The 21,398-nt window shown below is 64.6% G+C and carries 15 protein-coding genes; 9 read left to right on the forward strand and 6 right to left on the reverse strand.

Going from position 1 to position 21,398, the window contains the following annotated elements; translation table 11 throughout:
• Positions 1 to 238 precede the first annotated feature (238 nt).
• From lexA to uvrA, 5 genes are all read left to right on the forward strand, one after another.
• Complete coding sequence (gene lexA / locus C8K66_RS26115) at positions 239 to 856, forward strand: transcriptional repressor LexA (RefSeq protein WP_017846678.1); 618 nt, start codon at positions 239 to 241, stop codon at positions 854 to 856.
• Entirely contained in the window at positions 856 to 1,470 is a 615-nt protein-coding gene (gene imuA, locus C8K66_RS26120) for a translesion DNA synthesis-associated protein ImuA (RefSeq protein ID WP_108526380.1), read from the forward strand. Before lexA ends, imuA begins: the two co-directional genes overlap by 1 nt.
• A gap of 7 nt (positions 1,471 to 1,477) precedes the next feature.
• Complete coding sequence (locus C8K66_RS26125; protein ID WP_057006075.1) at positions 1,478 to 2,893, forward strand: DNA polymerase Y family protein; 1,416 nt, start codon at positions 1,478 to 1,480, stop codon at positions 2,891 to 2,893.
• A complete protein-coding gene (locus C8K66_RS26130; RefSeq protein WP_165933342.1) occupies positions 2,869 to 5,961 on the forward strand; it encodes an error-prone DNA polymerase in 3,093 nt (1,030 codons plus the stop codon). Before C8K66_RS26125 ends, C8K66_RS26130 begins: the two co-directional genes overlap by 25 nt.
• 154 nt (positions 5,962 to 6,115) lie before the next feature.
• Positions 6,116 to 8,635, forward strand: a complete 2,520-nt coding sequence (uvrA, locus tag C8K66_RS26135) for an excinuclease ABC subunit UvrA (RefSeq protein WP_108526384.1) — start codon at positions 6,116 to 6,118, stop codon at positions 8,633 to 8,635.
• A 213-nt stretch (positions 8,636 to 8,848) separates the two neighbouring features.
• Here uvrA and tkt read toward each other — a convergent pair whose 3' ends face one another.
• Positions 8,849 to 10,903 carry a transketolase gene (gene tkt / locus C8K66_RS26140; protein ID WP_108526386.1) on the reverse strand — a complete coding sequence of 685 codons (2,055 nt, stop codon included), beginning with the start codon at positions 10,901 to 10,903 and terminating at the stop codon, positions 8,849 to 8,851.
• Positions 10,904 to 11,077: 174 nt separating this feature from the next.
• Between tkt and C8K66_RS26145 the strand changes: the two genes are divergently transcribed.
• Positions 11,078 to 11,302 carry a DUF465 domain-containing protein gene (locus tag C8K66_RS26145; protein ID WP_046383097.1) on the forward strand — a complete coding sequence of 75 codons (225 nt, stop codon included), beginning with the start codon at positions 11,078 to 11,080 and terminating at the stop codon, positions 11,300 to 11,302.
• A 174-nt stretch (positions 11,303 to 11,476) separates the two neighbouring features.
• On the opposite strand, the gene C8K66_RS26150 is transcribed toward C8K66_RS26145, so the two are convergent.
• Complete coding sequence (locus C8K66_RS26150) at positions 11,477 to 12,853, reverse strand: VOC family protein (protein ID WP_108526388.1); 1,377 nt, start codon at positions 12,851 to 12,853, stop codon at positions 11,477 to 11,479.
• Between the two features lie 195 nt (positions 12,854 to 13,048).
• Here C8K66_RS26150 and C8K66_RS26155 point away from each other — a divergent pair, with 195 nt between their 5' ends.
• Positions 13,049 to 15,679 (forward strand): glucosidase, encoded by a 2,631-nt coding sequence (locus C8K66_RS26155; RefSeq protein WP_108526390.1) that lies wholly within the window; start codon positions 13,049 to 13,051, stop codon positions 15,677 to 15,679.
• A gap of 179 nt (positions 15,680 to 15,858) precedes the next feature.
• Here C8K66_RS26155 and C8K66_RS26160 read toward each other — a convergent pair whose 3' ends face one another.
• Together C8K66_RS26160 and C8K66_RS26165 are read right to left on the reverse strand one after the other, a co-directional pair.
• Positions 15,859 to 16,173, reverse strand: a complete 315-nt coding sequence (locus tag C8K66_RS26160; RefSeq protein WP_108526392.1) for an SCP2 sterol-binding domain-containing protein — start codon at positions 16,171 to 16,173, stop codon at positions 15,859 to 15,861.
• Positions 16,174 to 16,229: 56 nt separating this feature from the next.
• Positions 16,230 to 16,940 carry a histidine phosphatase family protein gene (locus tag C8K66_RS26165; protein WP_108526394.1) on the reverse strand — a complete coding sequence of 237 codons (711 nt, stop codon included), beginning with the start codon at positions 16,938 to 16,940 and terminating at the stop codon, positions 16,230 to 16,232.
• A 195-nt stretch (positions 16,941 to 17,135) separates the two neighbouring features.
• Between C8K66_RS26165 and sohB the strand changes: the two genes are divergently transcribed.
• On the forward strand, positions 17,136 to 18,161 hold the full coding sequence (gene sohB, locus C8K66_RS26170; RefSeq protein ID WP_046383102.1) for a protease SohB: 1,026 nt from the start codon (positions 17,136 to 17,138) through the stop codon (positions 18,159 to 18,161).
• 54 nt (positions 18,162 to 18,215) lie between these two features.
• Here the strand turns inward: sohB and C8K66_RS26175 are convergent, their stop codons facing one another.
• A complete protein-coding gene (locus tag C8K66_RS26175; protein WP_108526396.1) occupies positions 18,216 to 19,724 on the reverse strand; it encodes an MFS transporter in 1,509 nt (502 codons plus the stop codon).
• A 150-nt stretch (positions 19,725 to 19,874) separates the two neighbouring features.
• On the opposite strand from C8K66_RS26175, the gene C8K66_RS26180 reads away from it, so the two are divergent.
• Positions 19,875 to 20,747 carry a LysR family transcriptional regulator gene (locus C8K66_RS26180; RefSeq protein WP_108526398.1) on the forward strand — a complete coding sequence of 291 codons (873 nt, stop codon included), beginning with the start codon at positions 19,875 to 19,877 and terminating at the stop codon, positions 20,745 to 20,747.
• Between the two features lie 4 nt (positions 20,748 to 20,751).
• On the opposite strand, the gene dhaL is transcribed toward C8K66_RS26180, so the two are convergent.
• Positions 20,752 to 21,396: a dihydroxyacetone kinase subunit DhaL gene (gene dhaL, locus C8K66_RS26185; protein ID WP_017846664.1), complete on the reverse strand. Its 645-nt coding sequence runs from the start codon at positions 21,394 to 21,396 to the stop codon at positions 20,752 to 20,754.
• Between the last annotated feature and the right edge of the window lie 2 nt (positions 21,397 to 21,398).

A 21,398-nucleotide genomic window follows, 5' to 3' on the forward strand; every position in this document is an offset into this window, starting at 1 on the left:
TCTTGATCTTAGGCGCCCCGTCAAACCACGCTGGCCGGAGTGAGGGCATGCCGAGCCTAGGCGAGGCACCGAGTGGTGGGGCAAGAGCCCTTTGGTTACTTTGGGGCTTTTTTTCCAAAGTGACCCGCTGTAAGAGCGGAACCAATAGCTGCCGTTACCTAAATAACGGATATACACACAACCCCAACCCCGACCCCCGACTACCGGCTCTTGTCAGAAATTTCCCACAAGAGTACAAATGTACTCCATGACAACCCTAACCCCCCGCCGCACCGCCATCCTGACCTTCATCCGCGACCGCATCGCGCAACAAGGCCAATCTCCCAGCCTCGCCGAGATCGCCGAGGCATTCGGCTTCGCCTCCCGCAGCGTCGCCCGTAAACACGTTGTGGCCCTGACCGAAGCCGGCTTCATCGAAGTCAACCCCAACCAGGCCCGTGGCATTCGCCTGCTCAACCCGCCAGCGCGGCCCGAATGGCTGGACGTCCCGGTCCTGGGCCGTGTCGCCGCCGGTTTGCCCATCGGCGCCGATGCCGAAGTCCACAGCCGCCTGCAACTCGACCCGGCCACTTTCGCGAAAACCCCGGACTATCTGTTGCGGGTGCAGGGCGACTCAATGATCGAAGACGGCATCCTCGACGGCGATTTGGTGGGCGTGCGCCGCAGTGCCGAAGCCGTGAACGGGCAGATTGTGGTGGCGCGCCTGGACGGTGAAGTCACCATCAAACGTTTCGAACGCAATGGCGACAGCGTGCGGCTGCTGCCGCGCAACCCCGCGTATCAACCCATCGTGGTCGGGCCCGATCAGGACCTGGCCATCGAAGGCGTGTTCTGCGGCCTGGTGAGGCAAGGCTGATGGGCGCCGTCGTTGCCCTGGACGCGCTGTTCAATGGCGGGCGCGTGTGGAAGGGCCGGCCCGCCGCGCCACCGGCCAGTGTCCACCCCACGGGGCTGGCGGCGCTGGATGCGGTGCTGCCCACGGGCGGCTGGCCGGAGTCGGCCCTCAGCGAAATCCTCATGGTCAAGGACGGCGTGGGCGAACTGCAACTGGTGTTGCCGACCCTGGCGCGTTTGTCGGCGGCGGGAGAGCGCATAGTGCTGGTGGCGCCGCCCTACACGCCGTACCCCCACGCCTGGCAGAACGCCGGGGTGGATTTGCGTCAGCTCACGGTGGTCCGGGCCGAGGAGCGGGATGCGTTGTGGGCGGTCGAGCAGTGCCTGCGTTCGGGCAGTTGCGGTGCGGTGTTGTGCTGGCCGCGCAAGGCCGATGATCGTGCCTTGCGGCGCTTGCAGGTGGCGGCGGAAACCGGGCAGACCCTGGCGTTTGCCTGGCGCGCCCTGAGTGACGCGCTCAACGCCTCGCCGGCCGCTCTGCGCCTGGCGGTCGACGCCCGGCCCGCGCAAGTGCGGGTGCTCAAGTGCCGGGGCGGGCTGGCCCACCCGGCGCCGATTGCGCTGGCCGGGCACTGAGGTTGGCATGCGCTGGGTGTGTATTGTCTTCCCGCAATTGGCGCTGGACGCGGTGCAGCGTATGCATCCGACGCCGCACGAGCCGCTGGCGCTGCTGGCCGGCACGCCGCAGCGGCGCGTCCTGCAAACCGTCAACGCGGCCGCGCATGCCTTGGGCCTGCGCTCCGGTCAATCGCTGACGGCGGCGCATGCGCTGGTCAAAACCTTTGCCTGCGCCGAATACGACCCCGTGGAGATCGAACGCTGGCAGCAGTTTCTGGCGGCCTGGGCCTACCAGTTCAGTTCCCAGGTCAGCGTGTTTTACCCGCGCGCCTTGCTGTTTGAGATCGAGTCGAGCCTGGGCCTGTTCGGGCCCTGGCCGCGCTTCGAGGCCCGCCTGCGCAAAGAGCTGAGCGAGCTGGGCTTTCGTCATCGCATCGTCGCCGCGCCCAACCCGGCGGCGGCGCGGGTGCTGGCGAACCGCTACGATGGCCTGGCCGTGGCCGATGATCACGCGTTGATGCAGGCCTTGGCGCCACTGCCCATCGACCGCGCCGGCCTGGACCCGCAGGCCGCTATCGCCTTGTCGCGGATGGGCTTGCGCAGCCTGGCCCAGGTGCAGGCGTTGCCCCGGCACACCCTGGCGCGGCGCTTCGATGCGGCGTTGCTCAAGCATCTGGATGCCCTGAGCGGGCAGCGGCCGTTGGCGCTGGGCTTCTATCAGCCGCCGGACCGCTTCGATGTACGCATCGAGCTGAACTACGACGTGCAATCCCACCAGGCCCTGTTATTCCCGCTGCGCCGCCTGACCGGCGACCTGTCCGCCTTCCTCTGTGGCCGCGACAGTGGCGTCCAGCGTTTCGCCCTGCACCTGGAGCACGCCCAGGCCCCCGACAGCGTGATCCCGGTCGGCCTGCTCAGCGCCGAGCGTGAAGCGCCGATGCTGTTCGAACTGGCCCGCGGGCGTCTGGAGCAGGTGCAAGTGACGTCCCCCGTGCGCGGTGTTCGCCTGGTGGCCCAGGACCTGCCGGTGTTCGTGCCGCAACGCCAGGACCTGTTCGACGACCGCCCGCAACAGACCCTGCCCTGGGCGCAACTGCGCGAACGCCTGCGCGCCCGGCTTGGCGATGAGGCGGTACACGGCCTGCGCTTTCACGCCGACCACCGCCCCGAATGTGCCTGGCAAGCGGCGACCGATAAAAACCCGTGCCCCACTTTGAACAACGTGCAACGCCCCGGCTGGCTGCTCGCCGAGCCGACCTTGCTGGCCGAGGCGGGCGTGCAGATCCTGAAGGGCCCGGAGCGCATCGAATCGGGCTGGTGGGATGGCGCCGATATCCGCCGCGACTATTACCTGATCCAGACCCGCGCCGGCCAGCAAGGCTGGGCCTACCGCACCGTGGGGCAATGCGACGGGTTGTGGCTGCAAGGCTGGTTCGCATGAGTTACGCCGAGCTGCATTGCCTGTCCAACTTCAGCTTCCAGCGCGGCGCCTCCACGGCGCTGGAGTTGTTCGAGCGGGCCAAGCGCGAGGGCTACAGCGCCCTGGCGATCACTGACGAATGCACCCTGGCCGGCATCGTGCGCGCCTGGCAGGCGGCGAAAGCGGTGGGTTTGCCGCTGATCATCGGCAGTGAGATGCGCGTCGAAAACGGCCCGAAACTGCTACTGCTGGTGGAAGACCTCAGCGGCTACCAGCACCTGTGCCGCTTGATCACCCTGGCCCGACGACGGGCGGAGAAGGGCCGTTATCGCCTGCTGCCAGAAGACTTCGACCAACCGCTGCCCGGCCTGTTGGCGCTCTGGATTGCCGAAGACAACGACACCCAGGCCTCGATCCAATGGCTGCGCCGTACCTTCGCCGAGCGCCTGTGGCTGGCGGTGCATCTGCATTGCGGGCAGGACGATGCGCGTCACCTGGAGCAACGCCTGGCACTGGCCGCCAGCCTGCAGCTCCCGGCGGTGGCCTGCGGCGATGTGCATATGCATGCCCGCGGCCGCCGCGCCCTGCAAGACACCATGACCGCCATCCGCCATCACGTACCGGTGGCCGAAGCCGGCACGCGCCTGCATCCCAATGGCGAGCGGCATCTGCGCAGCCTGTCGGCGTTACAGGCGTTGTATCCGCCGTCGTTGCTCGACGAAACACTGGCCATCGCGCGCCGTTGCACCTTCGACCTCAGCCAACTGCGCTACCACTATCCGCGTGAGCTGGTGCCCGCCGGCCATGACGCCCGATCCTGGCTGCGCGCCGTCACCGAAGAAGGCATCGCCCGGCGCTGGCCGCAAGGGGTCGACGCCAAGACCTTGCAGCAGATCGACCGCGAGCTGGAACTGATCAGCGAGCTGGGCTATGAAAGCTATTTCCTCACGGTGCATGACATCGTGCGCTTTGCCCGCAGCCGTTCGATCCTGTGCCAGGGCCGGGGTTCGGCGGCCAACTCGGCGGTGTGTTTTGCCTTGGGCATCACCGAGATCAACCCGAGCCTGATGAACATGCTGTTCGAGCGCTTCCTGTCCCGGGAGCGTAACGAGCCGCCGGACATCGACGTCGACTTCGAGCACGAACGCCGCGAAGAGGTGCTGCAATACGTATTCCAGCGCTACGGCCGCACCCGCGCAGCACTGACGGCGGTGGTCAGCAGCTACCACGGTGCCGGCGCGGTGCGCGATGTGGCCAAGGCCCTGGGTTTGCCGCCGGACCAAGTCAATGCCCTGGCCGAGTGCTGCGGGCGCTGGAGTGACCAAGCGCCACCCCTGGAACGCCTGCGCGAGGGCGGTTTCGACCCCGACAGCCCGGTGCTGCGCCGCATACTCGCGCTGACCCAGCAACTGATCGGCTTCCCCCGGCACCTGTCCCAGCACCCCGGCGGCTTCGTGATTTCCGAACACCCGCTGGACACCCTGGTGCCGGTGGAAAATGCGGCGATGGCCGAGCGCACCATCATCCAGTGGGACAAGGACGACCTCGACGCCGTCGGCCTGCTCAAGGTGGATATCCTCGCCCTGGGCATGCTCAGCGCGATCCGCCGCTGTTTCGACCTGCTGCGTCGCCACCGTGGCCACGACCTGTGCCTGGCGACGATCCCCAAGGAAGACCCGGCCACCTACGCAATGATCAGCAAGGCCGACACCCTCGGCGTGTTCCAGATCGAGTCGCGGGCGCAGATGTCGATGTTGCCCAGGCTCAAGCCGCAGACCTTTTACGACCTGGTGATTGAAGTCGCCATCGTGCGCCCGGGGCCGATCCAGGGCGGCATGGTGCATCCGTACCTGCGGCGGCGGAACAAAGAGGAGCCCACCACCTATCCGTCGCCGCAGCTTGAAGCGGTGCTCGAACGCACCCTCGGCGTGCCGTTGTTCCAGGAACAGGTGATGCAGATCGCCATGGTTGCTGCCGATTACAGCCCTGGCGAAGCTGATCAGTTGCGCCGTTCCATGGCGGCCTGGAAGCGTCACGGCGGCCTTGAACCGCACCAGCAACGCTTGCGCACCGGCATGCTCAAAAACGGCTACAGCGAAGCCTTCGCCGCGCAGATCTTCGAGCAGATCAAGGGTTTTGGCAGCTATGGCTTTCCGGAATCCCACGCCGCCAGTTTTGCCTTGTTGACCTACGCCAGTTGCTGGCTCAAATGCCATGAACCGGCGGCCTTCGCCTGTGCGTTGATCAACAGTTGGCCCATGGGGTTCTACAGCCCGGACCAGATCCTGCAGGACGCGCGGCGCCATCGTTTGCAGATCCGCCCGGTGGATGTGCAGGCCAGTGACTGGGATTGCAGCCTGGAACCCATCACCGGCGCGCAACCGGCGATTCGCCTGGGGTTGCGCATGATCGCGGGGTTTCGCGAAGAGGATGGGCGACGGATCGAAGCGGCGCGCGAGCACCGTGCATTCAGCGACATTGCCGACCTCGACCGACGCGCCGGGCTGGATCCCCGCGCCCAAGCCTTGCTGGCGGATGCCGGAGCCTTGCGGGCGTTGGCCGGCAACCGGCACACGGCGCGCTGGGAAGTGGCGGGGGTACACAAACAACTCGGGCTGTTCGCCGGCCTGCCCAGCCCCGACGAAGCGCGGGTGGAGTTGCCGACACCCACGGTGGGCGAAGACCTGCAGGCCGATTACGCCACGCTCGGCACCACCCTGGGCCCGCATCCATTGGCGTTGTTGCGCGATGAATTGCGCAAACGGCGCTGCCGCAGTTCCCGTGAGCTGATGGCGGTGGAGCATGGCCGCACTGTCAGCGTCGCCGGCCTGGTGACCGGTCGCCAGCGCCCCGGCACCGCCAGCGGTGTGACCTTTGTCACCTTGGAGGATGAATTCGGCAACCTGAATGTGGTGGTCTGGCGCGACCTGGCAGAACGTCAGCGCCAGGCCCTGGTCGGCTCGCGCCTGCTCAAGGTGGACGGGCGCTGGGAGGCGGTGGGCGAGGTGCGGCACCTGATCGCCGGGCGCCTCACCGACCTGTCGCCGTTGCTGCAAGGCATCGCTGTGCGCAGCCGGGATTTTCACTGAGCGCAGTTGCCCCGGCCTGCGTGGATAAGCTATATGCAATGAAACGAAATCCCGCACCTGCTGAGCCCGACATTCATCTGCTGAGCAAGCCCTATAACCCCGAAACCCAGACGCATCGGGTGCGCCGCGTGCTTGCCGCGCCACAAGGTTGACCATGACTTCATCGCGCAACATCCCTCAGATCACCACCCAACACCTTGGGTTCGTCCGGGTTCGCGGCGCTCGCGAACATAACTTGCGTAACGTCGATGTGGATATCCCGCGGGATGCCCTGGTGGTGTTTACCGGCGTGTCGGGTTCCGGCAAGTCGTCCCTGGCTTTTTCCACGGTGTATGCCGAGGCCCAGCGGCGCTATTTCGAATCGGTGGCGCCCTATGCGCGACGCCTGATCGATCAGGTCGGCGTGCCCGATGTGGACTCCATCGAAGGCCTGCCGCCTGCCGTGGCCCTGCAACAACAGCGCGGCACGCCGAGTGCGCGTTCGTCGGTGGGCAGTGTCACGACGTTGTCCAGCCTGATCCGCATGCTCTATTCGCGCGCCGGCAGTTATCCGCCGGGGCAGGCGATGCTGTATGCCGAGGATTTTTCGCCGAACCTGCCCCAGGGCGCCTGCCCGCAATGCCACGGCCTGGGCCGCGTGTATGAGGTGACCGAGGCGCTGATGGTGCCCGATCCCTCGCTGACCATCCGCCAGCGTGCGGTCGCGTCCTGGCCCTTGGCGTGGCAAGGCCAGAACCTGCGCGACATCCTGGTGACCCTGGGCTATGACGTCGACATCCCGTGGCGTGATTTGCCGAAAAAGCAGCGCGACTGGATCCTGTTTACCGAAGAAACCCCGACCGTGCCGGTGTACGCCGGTTTCACCCCGGAGCAGACCCGCGAGGCGCTGAAACGCAAGCTGGAGCCGAGCTACCAGGGCACGTTCAGCGGCGCGCGGCGCTATATCCTGCACACCTTCAGCCACACCCAAAGTGCGCTGATGAAAAAGCGTGTCGCGCAGTTCATGCAGGGCAGCGCCTGCCCGTTGTGCGACGGCAAGCGGCTGACCCAGGCGGCGTTGTCGGTGAAGTTTGCCGGGGTGGACATCGGCGAACTCTCGCAACTGTCGCTGACTCAATTGGCCGAGCTGCTGCGGCCGGTGGCGGCGGGGCAGGACACGATGAAACTGTCGCTGGAAAAGCGCCTGGCTGCCCAGCGCATCGCCGAGGATCTGCTCGAGCGGGTCAGCACCCTGACCGAGCTGGGGCTGGGCTATCTGTCCCTGGAGCGCAGCACGCCGACCTTGTCGTCCGGCGAGTTGCAGCGCTTGCGCCTGGCTACGCAACTGGGCTCGCAGTTGTTTGGCGTGATCTATGTGTTGGATGAGCCGTCGGCGGGGCTGCACCCGGCGGATGGCGAGGCACTGTTCACTGCGCTGGCGCGTTTGAAAGCCGCCGGCAATTCGTTGTTTGTGGTGGAGCACGACCTGGAAACCATGCGCCGCGCCGACTGGCTGATCGACGTCGGCCCGGCGGCCGGTGAACACGGCGGGCAAGTGCTGTACAGCGGACCGCCGGCGGGTTTGGCGCAGGTTGAAGCGTCGCAGACCCGTGAGTATCTGTTTGCCGAACGGCGCCCGGCCAATCCCCGGCGCCGCGAACCGACCGGCTGGCTGAGCCTGGAGGGCGTCACACGTAATAATCTCAAGGATTTGAGTGTCGATTTCCCGCTGGGTTGCTTCACTGCGGTGACCGGTATTTCCGGCTCGGGCAAATCCAGCCTGGTCAGCCAGGCGCTGCTGGAGTTGGTGGGCAGCGGCCTCGGCCGCGTGCCGGAAAGCGACGACGAACCGAGCCTGGAAGACGATGCCCCGCCCACCAGCGGCGGGTGCATCAGCGCCGGGCTGGAACGGATTCACCGGCTGGTGCAGGTGGACCAGAAACCCATCGGCCGCACCCCGCGCTCCAACCTGGCGACCTACACCGGGCTGTTCGACAACGTGCGCAAACTGTTCGCTGCCACACCGGCCGCGAAGCAGCGTGATTACGATGCGGGGCAGTTTTCTTTCAATGTCGCCAAGGGCCGCTGCGCGAATTGCGAGGGCGAAGGGTTCGTCAGCGTTGAGTTGCTGTTCATGCCCAGCGTGTACGCGCCGTGCCCGACCTGCCACGGGGCGCGCTACAACCCCGAGACCCTGGCGATCCAATGGCAAGGTTTGAACATTGCCCAAGTGCTCGGTTTGACCGTCGAGCAGGCGGTGGCGGTGTTCGCCGAGCAGCCGGGGGTGCTGCGGTCGTTGCTGGTGCTGCGCGACATCGGCCTGGGCTATCTGCGCCTCGGCCAACCGGCGACGGAACTGTCCGGGGGCGAAGCGCAGCGCATCAAGCTGGCCACCGAACTGCAACGCAATGCCCGGGGCGCCACCTTGTATGTGCTGGACGAGCCGACGACCGGCCTGCACCCACGGGATGTGGACCGCTTGCTCCGCCAGCTGAACCATCTGGTCGACGCCGGGCATACGGTGGTTGTGGTGGAGCATGAAATGCGCGTGGTGGCCCAGAGTGACTGGGTGATCGATATCGGGCCGGGCGCTGGGGACCTGGGCGGCAAGGTGGTTGCCAGCGGCACGCCGCGACAGGTGGCGAAGAGCAAGAAAAGCCGCACCGCGCCGTTTCTCGCCCGAGAGCTGGTCTGACCATCAATGGGGCGCACTTCAGTGGTTCAGGTACTCATGCAGTGACTGATGCACCGCTATCGGGGGCAAGCCCCCTCCCACATGGGAGAGTGGGGCTCACCGCCGGCACCCGAGCATGAGCAAATGCCACTAACCCCGCCGATCAACCAAGGGAATGCGGTCAATGTGGGAGGGGGCTTGCCCCCGATAGCGGAGTGTCAGTCACCGTTGTGATCAATGTTCCTGCCGTTGGATCTGTTGCTTGGCCAGCTTCACCACATTCTCCACGGTAAACCCGAACTTCTCCTGCAACTTGGCCAGGGGCGCCGATGCGCCAAAGCTGTTCATCACCACTTTGGCGCCGGTCTGTCCGACATAGCGGTCCCAGCCCAAGGGGCCGGCCTGTTCCACCACCACCCGCGCGGTCACCGCTGGCGGCAGTACGCTGTCGCGGTAGGCGGTGGGCTGCTCTTCGAACAGCTCCCAGCTGGGCATCGAGACCACCTGCGCGGCAATGCCTTCGCCTTTGAGCTGTTCATACGCCGCCACCGCCAGGCTGACTTCGCTGCCGGTTGCCAGCAGGATGACCTCGGGGTGTGCGGCGCCGGCCAGCACATAGGCTCCCTGGGCGGCACCGGACGCGGCTGCGTACTGCGTGCGGTCCAGAGTCGGCAGCGGTTGGCGCGACAACACCATGCAGCTCGGCCGGTGAGTCTGGGCCAGGGCAACCTTCCACAGTTCCAGGGTTTCATTCGCGTCGCCGGGACGCAGGGTCAGCAACCCCGGCGTGGCGCGCAGTTGGCTCAGGTGTTCGATCGGCTGGTGTGTCGGGCCGTCTTCGCCGACGCCGATCGAGTCATGGGTAAACACGAACACCACCGGCAATTCCATGATTGCCGCGAGGCGGATCGGCGGCTTCATGTAGTCGCTGAACACCAGGAACGTCGAGGTGTACGGGCGCAGGTAGGACAGCGCCATGCCATTGGCGATCGCCCCCATGGCATGTTCACGGATGCCGAAGTGCAGGTTGCGTCCGCTGTAGTCGTCGGCACTGAAACGTCCGGCGCCGTCGAAGGTCAGGTTGGTTTTGGTCGACGGCGACAAATCCGCCGAGCCGCCCAGCAGCCAGGGAATCTGCCGGGCGAAGGCATTCAGCACCGCGCCGCCGGCGGCACGGCTGGCCACGCCCTTGGCGTCGGGGTCGAAGCTGGGCAGTTCAGCCTGCCATTGCTCGGGCATGTTCCCGGCGCGCATGCGTTGCAGTTCGTCGGCCAGTTGCGGGTCGAGGGACGCCAGGGTTTGCTGCCACTGTCGGTACAACGGCTCGGCGCGCGCGTGCAATGCATCACGCAACACCGTGCGCGCCTCCTCGGGCACCAGAAAGCTGGCGTCTTCCGGCCAGCCATACGCGGCCTTGGTCAGGCGGATCTCCGCCTCGCCCAGTGGCTCGCCATGGGCGGCGGCGGTGTTGTGTTTGTGCGGCGAGCCGTAGCCGATCACGCTGTCGACCACGATCAGGGTCGGCGCACCGGTATTGCGCTGGAAGGTTTCCAGCGCCGTGCTCAGAGCACTCAGATCGTTGGCATCGGTCACATGCAAGGTGTGCCAGCCATAGGCCTGGAAGCGCTGGATCACGTCCTCGCTGAAGGCCAGTTCGGTGTGGCCTTCGATGCTGATGGTGTTGTTGTCATAGATCCAGCACAGGTTGTCCAACCGCAAATGCCCGGCCAGGGAGGCGGCTTCGCTGCTGATGCCTTCCATCATGTCGCCGTCGCCGCACAGGGTGTAGACGTTGTAGTCGAACAGCACCTGGCCGTCGCGGTTGAAGCGCTCGCCCAGCCAGCGCCCGGCCATGGCCATGCCGACGCTGTTGGCGCACCCCTGGCCGAGGGGGCCGGTGGTGGTTTCTACGCCGGTGGTCATGCGGTACTCGGGGTGGCCTGGGGTCTTGGAACCCATCTGCCGGAACTGCTGGATATCGTCCAGGCTGATCGCCGGCAGCCCCGAGCGCTGGCCCTGGGCATCGATCTCGACCACGCCGGCCAGGTGCAGCAACGAATACAGCAGCATCGATGCATGCCCCACCGACAACACAAAACGGTCGCGGTTGGGCCAGTCGGGATGCTCCGGGTGATAACGCAGGAAGCGACTCCACAGCGTATACCCCACCGGCGCCAGGCCCATGGGCGTGCCGGGGTGGCCGGAATTGGCCTTCTGCACGGCATCCATGGCCAGGGTGCGCAGGGTGTTGATGCATTGGGTGTCGACAGCGGTGGCGGCGTGATTCATGAAACCGGTCTCCCTCGGGTAGCGATCTACAGTGGAGGGCAGGGCGCGGCAAAGGTTTGATTCCATCGCCGGTGTAGCGACGAACGGAACTGGTTTGCCCGCAAACATGACAAGACCCCCTGGAATGGGCTAGCTTCAAGGGCGTAATCATTGATCAACTTGCGGAGGTAGGCCATGCCAGTGAAACACGACCTGTATCAGGACTTGGGTTTGAGCAAGGACGAAGTCGATGGACACCGGGCGAAAAATCCGCGTCTGAACGCGCTGTTTGATAAATACAACGCCGTCGACGAACTGGTGGTGAGCGCTGAAAAGGCGGCCGGCAGCGATGAGGAACTGAAGAAGTTAAAGGAAAAACGCTTGTTGGTTAAAGATGAGATCAAGGGTTTGCTGGAGTAAAGCGCGCGATCCATTCACCCCGCAGGGAGCGCGTCAGTCGCTCCCTTGCACATTTTTTCAGATTTGGCTGAACGACATCCTTCCCTCCGATACTTATGATGTCCGCCGTCCACCCGGCTCTGGGGGGTTATAGGGCGCGAGGATTGCGCTGCTGAGCCGGGCGGGCAGTTTGTTTCAGGCCAGTAGCGTGTGAGTGCATTCATCCATCGAGCGTTGTTGCGTCTCGGCATACAGCGCCAACTCATCAAGGGTCTTGCGCCCCAGTGCCTGTTCGAATTCGGCCTGGTTCGAGTTGGCTGTGTAGTGACTTTGCGCTGCATCCCCCAGGTTCGACTGGAAAATCCCCGCGGCACTCACCGGCAGAAAATCCTCATACACCAGCGGTTCTACATCGACGTGACCGGCGGCGATCAGCGCGTCCAGCGTGCGCGGTTGGTCGGCTTGGCCGCGTGCCGCGAGGCCTTTGTCGGTGGCGAAGTAGCGGAAGTAGGCCAGGCCTTGTTCGCGCATTTGTGTGTGGTCGTCCGGGAAGGCCTGGAAGTGCTGTTCCATCAAGTGCATGTAATGCGCGGCGTTGGCTTCGTTGGGGAAGGCGCCGAGTGCGTCGCGGGCGGCATTCAGCAGTTGGTCGTACAGCGTGCGGCCTTTGGGTGTGAGGGCGACGCCGCGTTGTTCGATTTCGCCGAAACGCGCGCTGTGGCTGCCTTGGGCGTCGGTGAAGGCGATGGTTTCGTCGAGGGCCTTGAAGCTGGTCTGGCGCAGCAGGATCGGGCAGTGGCGGCGCGGCGGGCCTTCGATCACGGCTTTGGGGGTGATGCCTTTGCCGGGCATGGCGGCCTGGACCTGGTCGATATCCAGGGTGCGCGGGGTCAGGTGGTTGATGTGCGGGCCCTTGAAGGCCACCACGTCGGCGATCAGGCGATGCTGGTCGCTCAGTTGCCGGTACTGCGCGGCGGTGACGGTGGCGGTGTGGTGCCAGCGGAAGGTTTCCAGGGCCTGGCGGATGAATGCCTCGGCGTCGTCAGCGTTGAGGCCGCCATCGCGTTCCGCTTGTTCGATCAGGGCGAGGGCGCCGGAGGTGAAGATCGAACGCTTGGCCAGGGCGGCTTCGGCGAAGGCGCGCAGTTCGGGGTTCTCGATCAGTTCCAGGCGCAGCAACGAGGTGAATACGCGGAACGGGCTGGTTTGCAGCGCGCATTCATGCACGGCGCGAAATGCGGTGGAATGCACTGGCACGCCGGCCGGGGTCAGGTCGTAGTAGCCCACCGGTTGCATGCCCATCACCGCGAACAGGCGGCGGATGGTCGCCAGTTCGGCGGCGGTACCCAGGCGAATGGCGCCGTGGCGTTCCATGTCCAGGCGCTGGATTTCGCCGGTCCGTTGCAGCTGTTGCGCCAGGCTCGGGTCGGCGTCGAGCACGCGGCGGTTGATGTCGGCCACCAGCTCCATCAGCGCGCCGTACAGGGGCACTTCATCGCGGTACATGTCGGACATGGCCTTGGAAAAGCCTTTGCGGATGTCGTCGGGGCTGATAAACGCGGTGCTGGGCATAGAAAAATTCCTGGCTGCGGTAAGAGTAATGAATGCCGTTACCCCCGATTCTGTTGGGCGCCGCAGGCCCGCGCAAACGAAGATTCCTCTGGACTTCATTCTGCAAACGAATGAGTGGGGTAAAACCGTCTTCATGTGCATCCCGCCGGGAATGGGTTCTACACTGGCCTTACGCGATGGCTGAGGGAGGATTGGATGAGCGCCACTATTGTGCAAACCACTGAAGGCCAGCGCCTGGCCGCCGATTCCGCCGAGTGCTGGCGTGAGTGGGGCCCGTACCTGAGCGAACGCCAATGGGGCACGGTGCGCGAGGACTACAGCGCCGACGGCGATGCCTGGCGTTACTTCCCGCACGAACAGGCGCGCAGCCGCGCTTACCGCTGGGGCGAGGATGGCCTGGCCGGGTTCAGTGACAAGGCGCAACGCTGGTGCCTGGGCCTGGCGCTGTGGAACGAGCATGACGCGATCATCAAGGAGCGCCTGTTCGGCCTGAACAACGCCGAGGGCAACCACGGTGAGGACGTCAAGGAACTGTACTTTTTCGTCGACGGTGTGCCGAGTCATGCCTACATGCGTATGCTCTACAAATATCCCCACGCGGCGTTTCCCTACGCCGACCTGATCGCCGAAAACGCCCAGCGCGGGCTGGCGGACGCCGAGTACGAAATCCTCGATACCGGCGTGTTCGAAGACAACCGGTATTGCGACGTCAGCGTCGAATACGCCAAGCACCAGCCCGACGATATCTTCATGCGCGTCAGCGTCCACAACCGCTCCGACCAGCCGACACGCCTGCAAGTGCTGCCGCAGGTGTGGGCGCGCAATGATTGGAGCTGGACCGTCGGCGCGCCGAAACCGCAGTTGCGGCTGGACGGCGAGCGCGTGCTGGCGCGGCATCATGAATTGCCGGACCGCCACCTCAGCGCCTGGGGCCAGGACGGCGTCGAATGGCTGTTCTGCGAAAATGAAAGCAACGCCCCCAAGCTGGACGGGCAACCGGCGCCGGGGCCGTTCAAGGATGGGATCAACGATTACGTGGTGGCGGGGCAGGAAACCGCGATTCGCCGCGACAGCGGCACCAAGGCGGCCGCGCGTTTCATCCTGGAGTTGGCGGGCCTGGAGCGCAAAGTCGTGTATCTGCGCTTTGCGCCCAAGGACGCGCCCGAGGTCAATGCGCGCAAGCTGTTTGAACAGCGCCGCCAGGAAGCCGATGACTTCTACGCCGCGTTGCAACAGGGTATCGCCGATGCCGATGCGCGCAATGTGCAGCGCCAGGCCCTGGCCGGTTTGCTGTGGTCCAAGCAGCTCTATTATTTCGACGTGAACCAATGGCTCGACGGCGACCCGACCCAACCCGCGCCGCCGCCCGAACGCCTGCAACGGCGCAATAGCCATTGGCGGCACCTGTCCAACTTCGACATCCTCTCCATGCCCGACACCTGGGAATACCCGTGGTACGCCTCCTGGGACCAGGGCTTTCAGGCGGTGGCCATGGCGCTGATCGATCCGGGGTATGCCAAGCAACAACTGTTGCTGCTGGTGAAGGACCGCTTCATGCACCCCAACGGCCAGTTGCCGGCCTATGAATGGCGCTTCGACGACGCCAACCCGCCGGTGCATGCCTGGGCCTGTTGGCGGGTGTATCAGCAGGACAAGGCGTTGACCGGCGTCGGCGACATGGATTTCCTGGAGCGGATCTTCCACAAGTTGCTGTTGAATTTCTCCTGGTGGGTCAACCGCAAGGATGCCGAAGGGCGCAACCTGTTTCAGGGTGGGTTCCTCGGCCTGGACAATATCGCCTTGTTCGACCGCTCGGCCGCGCTGCCGCCGGGCTACCAACTGGATCAGGCCGACGGCACGGCGTGGGTGGCGGCGTATGCGCTGGACCTGATGCGTATCGCGCTGGAACTGGCCAAGCGCAATGTCGTGTACGTCGATATCGCGGTGAAGTTTTTCGAGCACTTCCTGTATATCGCTGGCGCGATCAACCGTGTCGACGACAGCGCCGAGGGCCTGTGGGACGAACAGGACCTGTTCTTCTACGACGTACTGCACCGTCCCGACGGTCAGAACGAACCGGTGCGCCTGCGTTCCATCGTCGGCCTGATGCCGCTGTTCGCCGTGCTGGTGCTGGAACAGCGCGAGCATGAGGGCCTCGAAGGCTTGCGTGAGCGGTTGTTGGGCTTCATGCACCACCGGCCGGACCTGGCCAAGCTGGTCTCGCGCTGGAACGAACCGGGGCAGGGCAATCGCCTGTTGCTGGCGTTATTGCGCGGCGAGCGCACCAAGGACTTGCTGCGGCGCATGCTGGATGACGATGAGTTTCTTTCGGCGTTTGGCGTGCGCTCAATGTCCAAGGCCTTTGCCGAGCAGCCCCTGGCGCTGAAGATGAACGGCGACACGTTGTGCGCGCGCTACCAACCCGGTGAGTCCGATTCGCGTCTGTACGGCGGCAATTCCAACTGGCGCGGGCCGTTGTGGATGCCGGTGAATTACATGCTGATCGAATCGTTGCGCGAGTTTCATCGGTACTACGCGGATAACTTCTCGGTGGAGTACCCGACGGGCAGTGGTTATCTGTCGTCTCTGGAGGAAGTCGCCGACAGCCTCAGCCAGCGTCTGAGCCGATTGGTCCTCAGGGATGACAATGGCCTGCGTCCGTCGATGGCCGGGTATGCGCAGTTGGAGGCGGACCCGGCCAGTCGTGATCTGGTGTTGTTCCATGAGTATTTCCATGGGGAGACCGGGCGCGGGTTGGGGGCGTCACACCAGACGGGGTGGAGTGCGTTGGTGGCGTTGCTGTTGCATGTACCGTCCATGCCTTGAATCGGGTAAATTCGCCGCCCCGACTTTTACAGGGATGTAGAACATGGCGAACGCTGCCATCCCCCACCAGATTTGGAGCAGTTCAAGAAAGTCGACGCCGCTGATCGCCGGCCGAGAAACGACAAATCCCGCCATTGGCGGGATTTGTCGTTTCAATGCGTGCGTTACAGCCAGCGTTCTCAGGAAGGGAACAGATCGCTCAGCTTCATCGCCAGCATCATGTCGCCTTCGGTGCGCAGGTTGCCGTTCATGAAGGCCTGCATGCCGTCGGTTTCGCCGCTGACGATGCCTTTCAGTGTTTCGCCGTTCATGACCAGGGTCACCAGGGCGTCTGGGTTTTCGCCTTTCTGCAGTTCACAGGTGCCGTCTTTGACGATCAGCGAGAAGTGTTCGCTGTCATCGATACAGAAACCGAATACCAGGTCCAGGCCGGCAGCAGCGGCTGGGTTGAATTTGGCTTTCATTGCTTCTACGGCTTTAGCTACGTCAGTCATGGTTTCGATCCTTTAGGGTAGAGTCCAGCGACCTTGGGGTCACGGTTGGCCGCACTTCATCGGAAAGTGATGAGCTGCGGCGCCTTCAACAGTTGCAAGTGGGTATGACTGTTGAAGGAAGCCAGTGCCACCTCGCGACCGCGGAATTTCAGCTGGTTGAGCGAGGTGTTAACAATTTGCCAGTTCAGTTCGAAGGCCTGGGCGACCGGCATCCGGGTAATCAGGTGGAGCAGGGCAGTAATAGTGCCGCCGGAGGTGAACACGGCGATCTTGTGCGTGTTGTCGGCCGCTTCCAGCAGACGCTGCAGGCCACCCTGGACGCGCTCGACAAACCCCAGCCAGCTTTCCAGCCCCGGCGTATCGTAAGTGCCGGCCACCCAGCGCTCGATGATCAGGGCGAAGATGCGCTGGAACTCGCTGCGGTTCTGCGCGGCGTTGCGCAGGATGTCCAGGGCGTCGGGTTCGCGGGTGAGCAGGTCGGGGAGCAGGGCGCGGATGATCGCGTCGGCGTCGAATTCGTTGAAGGCGCTGTCGACTTCCAGGGCTGGAACCGCCAGGCCGAGGGCGCTGTATTGATCGAACGCGGCCGTGGCGGTGTGCTGCTGGCGGCGCAGGTCGCCGGCGACGCAGCGGTCGAACGTCACGCCCATGTCTGCCAGGTGGCGACCGAGGATTTGCGCTTGTTCCACGCCGACGGGCGACAGGACGTCATAGTCGTCTGCACCGAAGGAGGCCTGGCCATGTCGAATCAGATAGATGCTGCCCACGTCCGTTTTCCCGGTACGTTGAAAGTCTGGCGAGGTTATGAGGATGCCTGCGAGCTGTCAATGAAAAAACATACGCTTGTTTTAAAAGCGTGTTAGAGCGCCTGCCTGCTGGCGGTTTGAGCACTGGCTCCCCGGCGGTCCCGTCGGTATGCTTGGGCGATCCGCGCCTGGCGCCGTGCATTGTTAAGGAGACACATGGATTTTTTGGCTGAATACGCGAGCTTTCTGGCGAAGACCGTCACCCTGGTGGTCGCGATTCTGGTGGTACTGATCAGCTTCGCGGCACTGCGCAGCAAAGGTCGTCGCAAATCGGCTGGCCAGTTGCAGGTCAGCAAGCTGAATGATTTCTACAAAGGCCTGCGCGAGCGCCTTGAATCGACCGTGCTCGACAAGGATCAGCTCAAGGCCCTGCGCAAGTCTGAAAGCAAAGCCGAAAAGAAGAACAGCAAAAAGAAACCCGAGGCCAAGCCACGGGTGTTCGTGCTCGACTTCGACGGCGACATCAAGGCCTCTGCCACCGAGAGCCTGCGTCATGAAATCACTGGCTTGCTGAGCCTGGCCACGCCCAAGGACGAAGTGGTGCTGCGCCTGGAAAGCGGCGGCGGCATGGTTCACAGCTACGGGTTGGCGTCGTCGCAACTGGCGCGGATTCGCCAGGCGGGCGTGCCGTTGACCGTGTGCATCGACAAGGTCGCGGCCAGCGGCGGCTACATGATGGCGTGCATTGGCGAGAAGATCATCAGCGCACCGTTCGCGATCCTCGGTTCCATCGGGGTGGTGGCGCAGTTGCCCAACGTCAACCGCCTGTTGAAAAAGCACGATATCGACTTTGAAGTGCTGACCGCCGGCGAATACAAACGCACCCTCACCGTGTTTGGCGAAAACACCGAGAAGGGCCGGGAGAAGTTCCAGGAAGACCTGGACATCACCCACCAGTTGTTCAAGAACTTCGTGTCGCGCTATCGCCCGCAGCTGGCGATCGACGAAGTGGCGACCGGGGAAGTGTGGCTGGGTGTTGCAGCCCTCGACAAGCAACTGGTCGACGAGCTGCAAACCAGCGACGAATACCTGGCCACCAAGGCCAAGACCGCCGAGGTATTCCACCTGCATTACTCTGAGCGCAAGAGCCTGCAAGAGCGCGTGGGCCTGGCGGCCAGCGGTTCGGTGGACCGCGTGCTGCTGACCTGGTGGAGCCGGTTGACCCAGCAGCGGTTCTGGTAAGCCTTTTTGGGGTATAGGTAATACCTGTGGGAGGGAGCTTGCTCCCTCCCACATTTAGTTCGGTGTGGGTATCGGCTTGCGCATCAGCCTCCCCACCACCAACGCTCCGAGCAATCCCAATAACCCTGCCACCCACAACACCCCGCTGAACCCGTCCACAAATGCCTGCCGCGCCAGCGGTTGCAGCCTCACCCGCGCCGCCTCGGGCACCAGGTTCAGCGCCGCCGGCATATCACCCGCCACCACCCGCGAAGCGATTCCCGCCACCTGCGCCTGCCATTGCGGGTCGATACTTGCGCGCAACAACTGTTCGCTGTGGCTGCTCAGCAGTGCCCCATACACGCCAATCGCCAACATGATCGCGCTGAAGCGCATGGTGGTGCTCATGCCCGAGGCCATCCCCGCACGCTCCCGTGGCACGCAGGCCATGATGTTTTTCTGCGTATCACCGTTGAGCAAACCGGCACCGGCCCCGGTGACTGCAATCGCCAGGGCGAAGGGCAGGTAGCCGCCGACATTCAGCGCCCAGGCGCTCAACAGGTTGCCGCAGCCGACGAGGGTCAAACCGCTGGCCATCATGGTCGCCGGCGCCAAGCGTCGCGCCAGGCGTGCGCCGATCCGTGGGCCAATCAGCATTGTCAGCGCGAACGGCAGCATGCCCAGGCCCGAGGCAATCGCCGAAAAGCCCAGGCCGTTCTGCAGGTAAAACGGCAGCAACGTCATCATCACCTGGGCGCAGCCGGCGTAGGCGAACATGCCCAGCAGGGCGCCGATAAAGCGCGGGTGACGGAACAGTTGCAGGTCGACCATCGGCCGCTGCTGCAGCCGCTCGACCAGCACGAACACGCCCAGGAGCAACCCGCCACCGAGCAGGCGCGCGTAGGTCAGCGGGTTGTCCCAGCCGATGCGGTTGGCCTCGATCAACCCCCAGATCAAACACAGCAGGCTGGCGCTGAACGCCAGGCTGCCCCACGGGTCGAGCCGCGCAGCCAGGGTATCGCGGGACTCGGGGATGGCGTGCAGCACCAGCGCCATCAACCCCAGGCCCACCGGCAGGTTGAGGTAGAAAATCCAGCGCCAGCCCAGGTACTCGGTGATCAAGCCGCCGAGGGGCGGTGCGGCGGTCATTGCCACGCCCATGCACGCGCCCCAGAACGCCCAGGCCTTGGCCCGTTCCACTTCGTCGTGGAAGGTGTGGCCAATGGAGGCGAGCGCCGAGGTGAGCAGCAGCGCGGCGCCGACGCCTTTGACGGCGCGCGCGATATCCAGCCACAGCGCGCTGGGCGCGGCGCCGCAGCCGAGGGAGGCGAGGATGAAAATACCCAGGCCCCAGATCAGGCTCCTCTTGCGGCCGAAGCGGTCGGCGACGCTGCCGGCGGGCAACAACAGCGCGGCGAAGGCGAGCATATAGGCGCTGACCACCCACTCGATATCCGCGAAGTTGGCCCCCAGGTCGCGGGCGATACTCGGCAGGGTGACGGCGACGATATTGGTGTCGAGCACGATCAGCGAGCAGACGCCGGAAGCGGTCAGCAGTGTCAGGCGTGGACTGACCCGGCTCATGCTGTAATTACCCTACAGGCAATATGGAAAAGGCAGTTGACGGACATCGCAAGGGCTCTCTACTGTTGAAGTACCTTGAGCTTATCCCCGCACGCTGCTGCCTTTGTTAGCCACGGCGAAGCACTTCATTACCTTTGAGCTAATCCTCGTATGGACATCCGCCATTTTCGCTACTTCCTGGCCGTGGCCCGACAGCGCAACTTCACTCGCGCCGCCGAGCAGTTGGGCATCGCCCCGCCGACCTTGAGCCGGCAGATCCAGGACATGGAAACCAGCCTGGGCACGCGCTTGTTTATCCGTCAGCAGCGCGAAGTCAGCCTGACCGAAGCCGGCGCCGCGTTGCTGGTCGAGGCTGAAGCCACCGTGCGTCAATTCGAATTTGCCCAGCGCAGTGCCCAGCGTGCCGGGCGTGGCGAGACCGGCCACATCGAATTGGGCTACGTGGCTTCGGCGGTGTATTCCGGGTTGTTGCAGCGACAAATGCACGGGTTCAGCCAGGCGTTTCCCGACGTCAGCGTGAACGTGCGCGAATGTGCGATGGCGACCTTGCCCGGCGCGGTGGCGGATGGGCGCTACGACATAGGCTACATCCGTTCGCCGATGACGTTGCCCGACGGCGTGGAGGCGGTACGCCTGCACCGCGAAGGTTTCGTGCTGGCGCTGCCCCAGGATTCCTGGTTACTGGGCTTGAAGGGCATCTGTTGCGAGCATCTGCAAAACGAGACGTTTATCCTGCCGGAGCAGATCAGCGGCACGTTGCACGTCGCCGCCCAAGGCGGTTATGCGCCGCGCCTGGGGCCGCAGCCGGGCGGGTTGGTCGCGGTGGTGGCATTGGTGTCGTTGGGGCAGGGCGTGGCCGTGGTGCCGGCATCGGTGGTCGGGCATGTGAGTCTGCCGGGCGTGGTCTATCGCAGTATCCAGGGCAGTGAGGCGGCGTCGTGGCTGTCGTTGATTCACCGGCGCTTCGAGCAAGCGCCGGCGGTGGCGCGGTATATCCAGCAGGTCAAACAAGCGCCAGCCTGAAGCGTTACACCAGCCGCGGCTGCACGGAATCGGCCAGGCGGGTGAGGATCAGGCAGCACGACACCGCGCCGGCATCCAGCACGCCCAGTGAGCGTTCGCCCAGGCGGCTGGCGCGGCCGATCTTGGCCACCAGGTCCTTGGTCGAGTCGCGCCCCTGTGAGGCGGCGGTTTTCATCGCGTCGAGCGCATCGCCGAAGGACGCCCCCTGCGCATGGGCCCGCTCGAACGCTTCGACCGCCGGGATCAAGGTGTCCATCAGGCACTTGTCACCCACGCCGGCCTCGGTGATGTCCTGCAACGAGGTCAGGCCGCCGCGCAGCAGGTGAGCGAAGGTGGCCGCGTCGATGTCTTCGCAGCCGCGCACTTCATCGGCCATGCCGATAAACAGGCTGCCGTACAACGGCCCCATGGAGCCGCCGATGCCTTCCATCAGGCTCAGGGTCAGTTCGTCCAGGGCTTCGGCCAGGCTCAGTTGGCGGCCTTCGATCGCACGCCCGCAATGGGCGAACCCCTTGGCCATGTTGATGCCGTGGTCGCCGTCGCCAATCGCGCCGTCGATTTCGCTGAGGTACTCACGGTTGGCCACGATCACGCTGACCAGGTCGGCGACGATGGCGCTGCCGTCGCGGGTGGAAAAATGCTCGCTCATGG

This window comes from Pseudomonas sp. GV105 (genome assembly GCF_003058185.1).
GTDB classification, from domain to species: Bacteria; Pseudomonadota; Gammaproteobacteria; order Pseudomonadales; family Pseudomonadaceae; genus Aquipseudomonas; species Aquipseudomonas veronii.

What these genes read in the sequence shown, in the direction of transcription:
- C8K66_RS26155 (WP_108526390.1), top strand. Translation starts at nt 13,049, where the DNA reads ATGAGCGCCACTATTGTGCAAACCACTGAAGGCCAGCGCCTGGCCGCC.
- lexA (WP_017846678.1), top strand. Translation starts at nt 239, where the DNA reads ATGTACTCCATGACAACCCTAACCCCCCGCCGCACCGCCATCCTGACC.
- tkt (WP_108526386.1), bottom strand. Translation starts at nt 10,903, where the DNA reads ATGAATCACGCCGCCACCGCTGTCGACACCCAATGCATCAACACCCTG.
- C8K66_RS26145 (WP_046383097.1), top strand. Translation starts at nt 11,078, where the DNA reads ATGCCAGTGAAACACGACCTGTATCAGGACTTGGGTTTGAGCAAGGAC.
- sohB (WP_046383102.1), top strand. Translation starts at nt 17,136, where the DNA reads ATGGATTTTTTGGCTGAATACGCGAGCTTTCTGGCGAAGACCGTCACC.
- C8K66_RS26125 (WP_057006075.1), top strand. Translation starts at nt 1,478, where the DNA reads ATGCGCTGGGTGTGTATTGTCTTCCCGCAATTGGCGCTGGACGCGGTG.
- C8K66_RS26180 (WP_108526398.1), top strand. Translation starts at nt 19,875, where the DNA reads ATGGACATCCGCCATTTTCGCTACTTCCTGGCCGTGGCCCGACAGCGC.
- C8K66_RS26150 (WP_108526388.1), bottom strand. Translation starts at nt 12,853, where the DNA reads ATGCCCAGCACCGCGTTTATCAGCCCCGACGACATCCGCAAAGGCTTT.
- C8K66_RS26175 (WP_108526396.1), bottom strand. Translation starts at nt 19,724, where the DNA reads ATGAGCCGGGTCAGTCCACGCCTGACACTGCTGACCGCTTCCGGCGTC.
- dhaL (WP_017846664.1), bottom strand. Translation starts at nt 21,396, where the DNA reads ATGAGCGAGCATTTTTCCACCCGCGACGGCAGCGCCATCGTCGCCGAC.
- uvrA (WP_108526384.1), top strand. Translation starts at nt 6,116, where the DNA reads ATGACTTCATCGCGCAACATCCCTCAGATCACCACCCAACACCTTGGG.
- imuA (WP_108526380.1), top strand. Translation starts at nt 856, where the DNA reads ATGGGCGCCGTCGTTGCCCTGGACGCGCTGTTCAATGGCGGGCGCGTG.
- C8K66_RS26160 (WP_108526392.1), bottom strand. Translation starts at nt 16,173, where the DNA reads ATGACTGACGTAGCTAAAGCCGTAGAAGCAATGAAAGCCAAATTCAAC.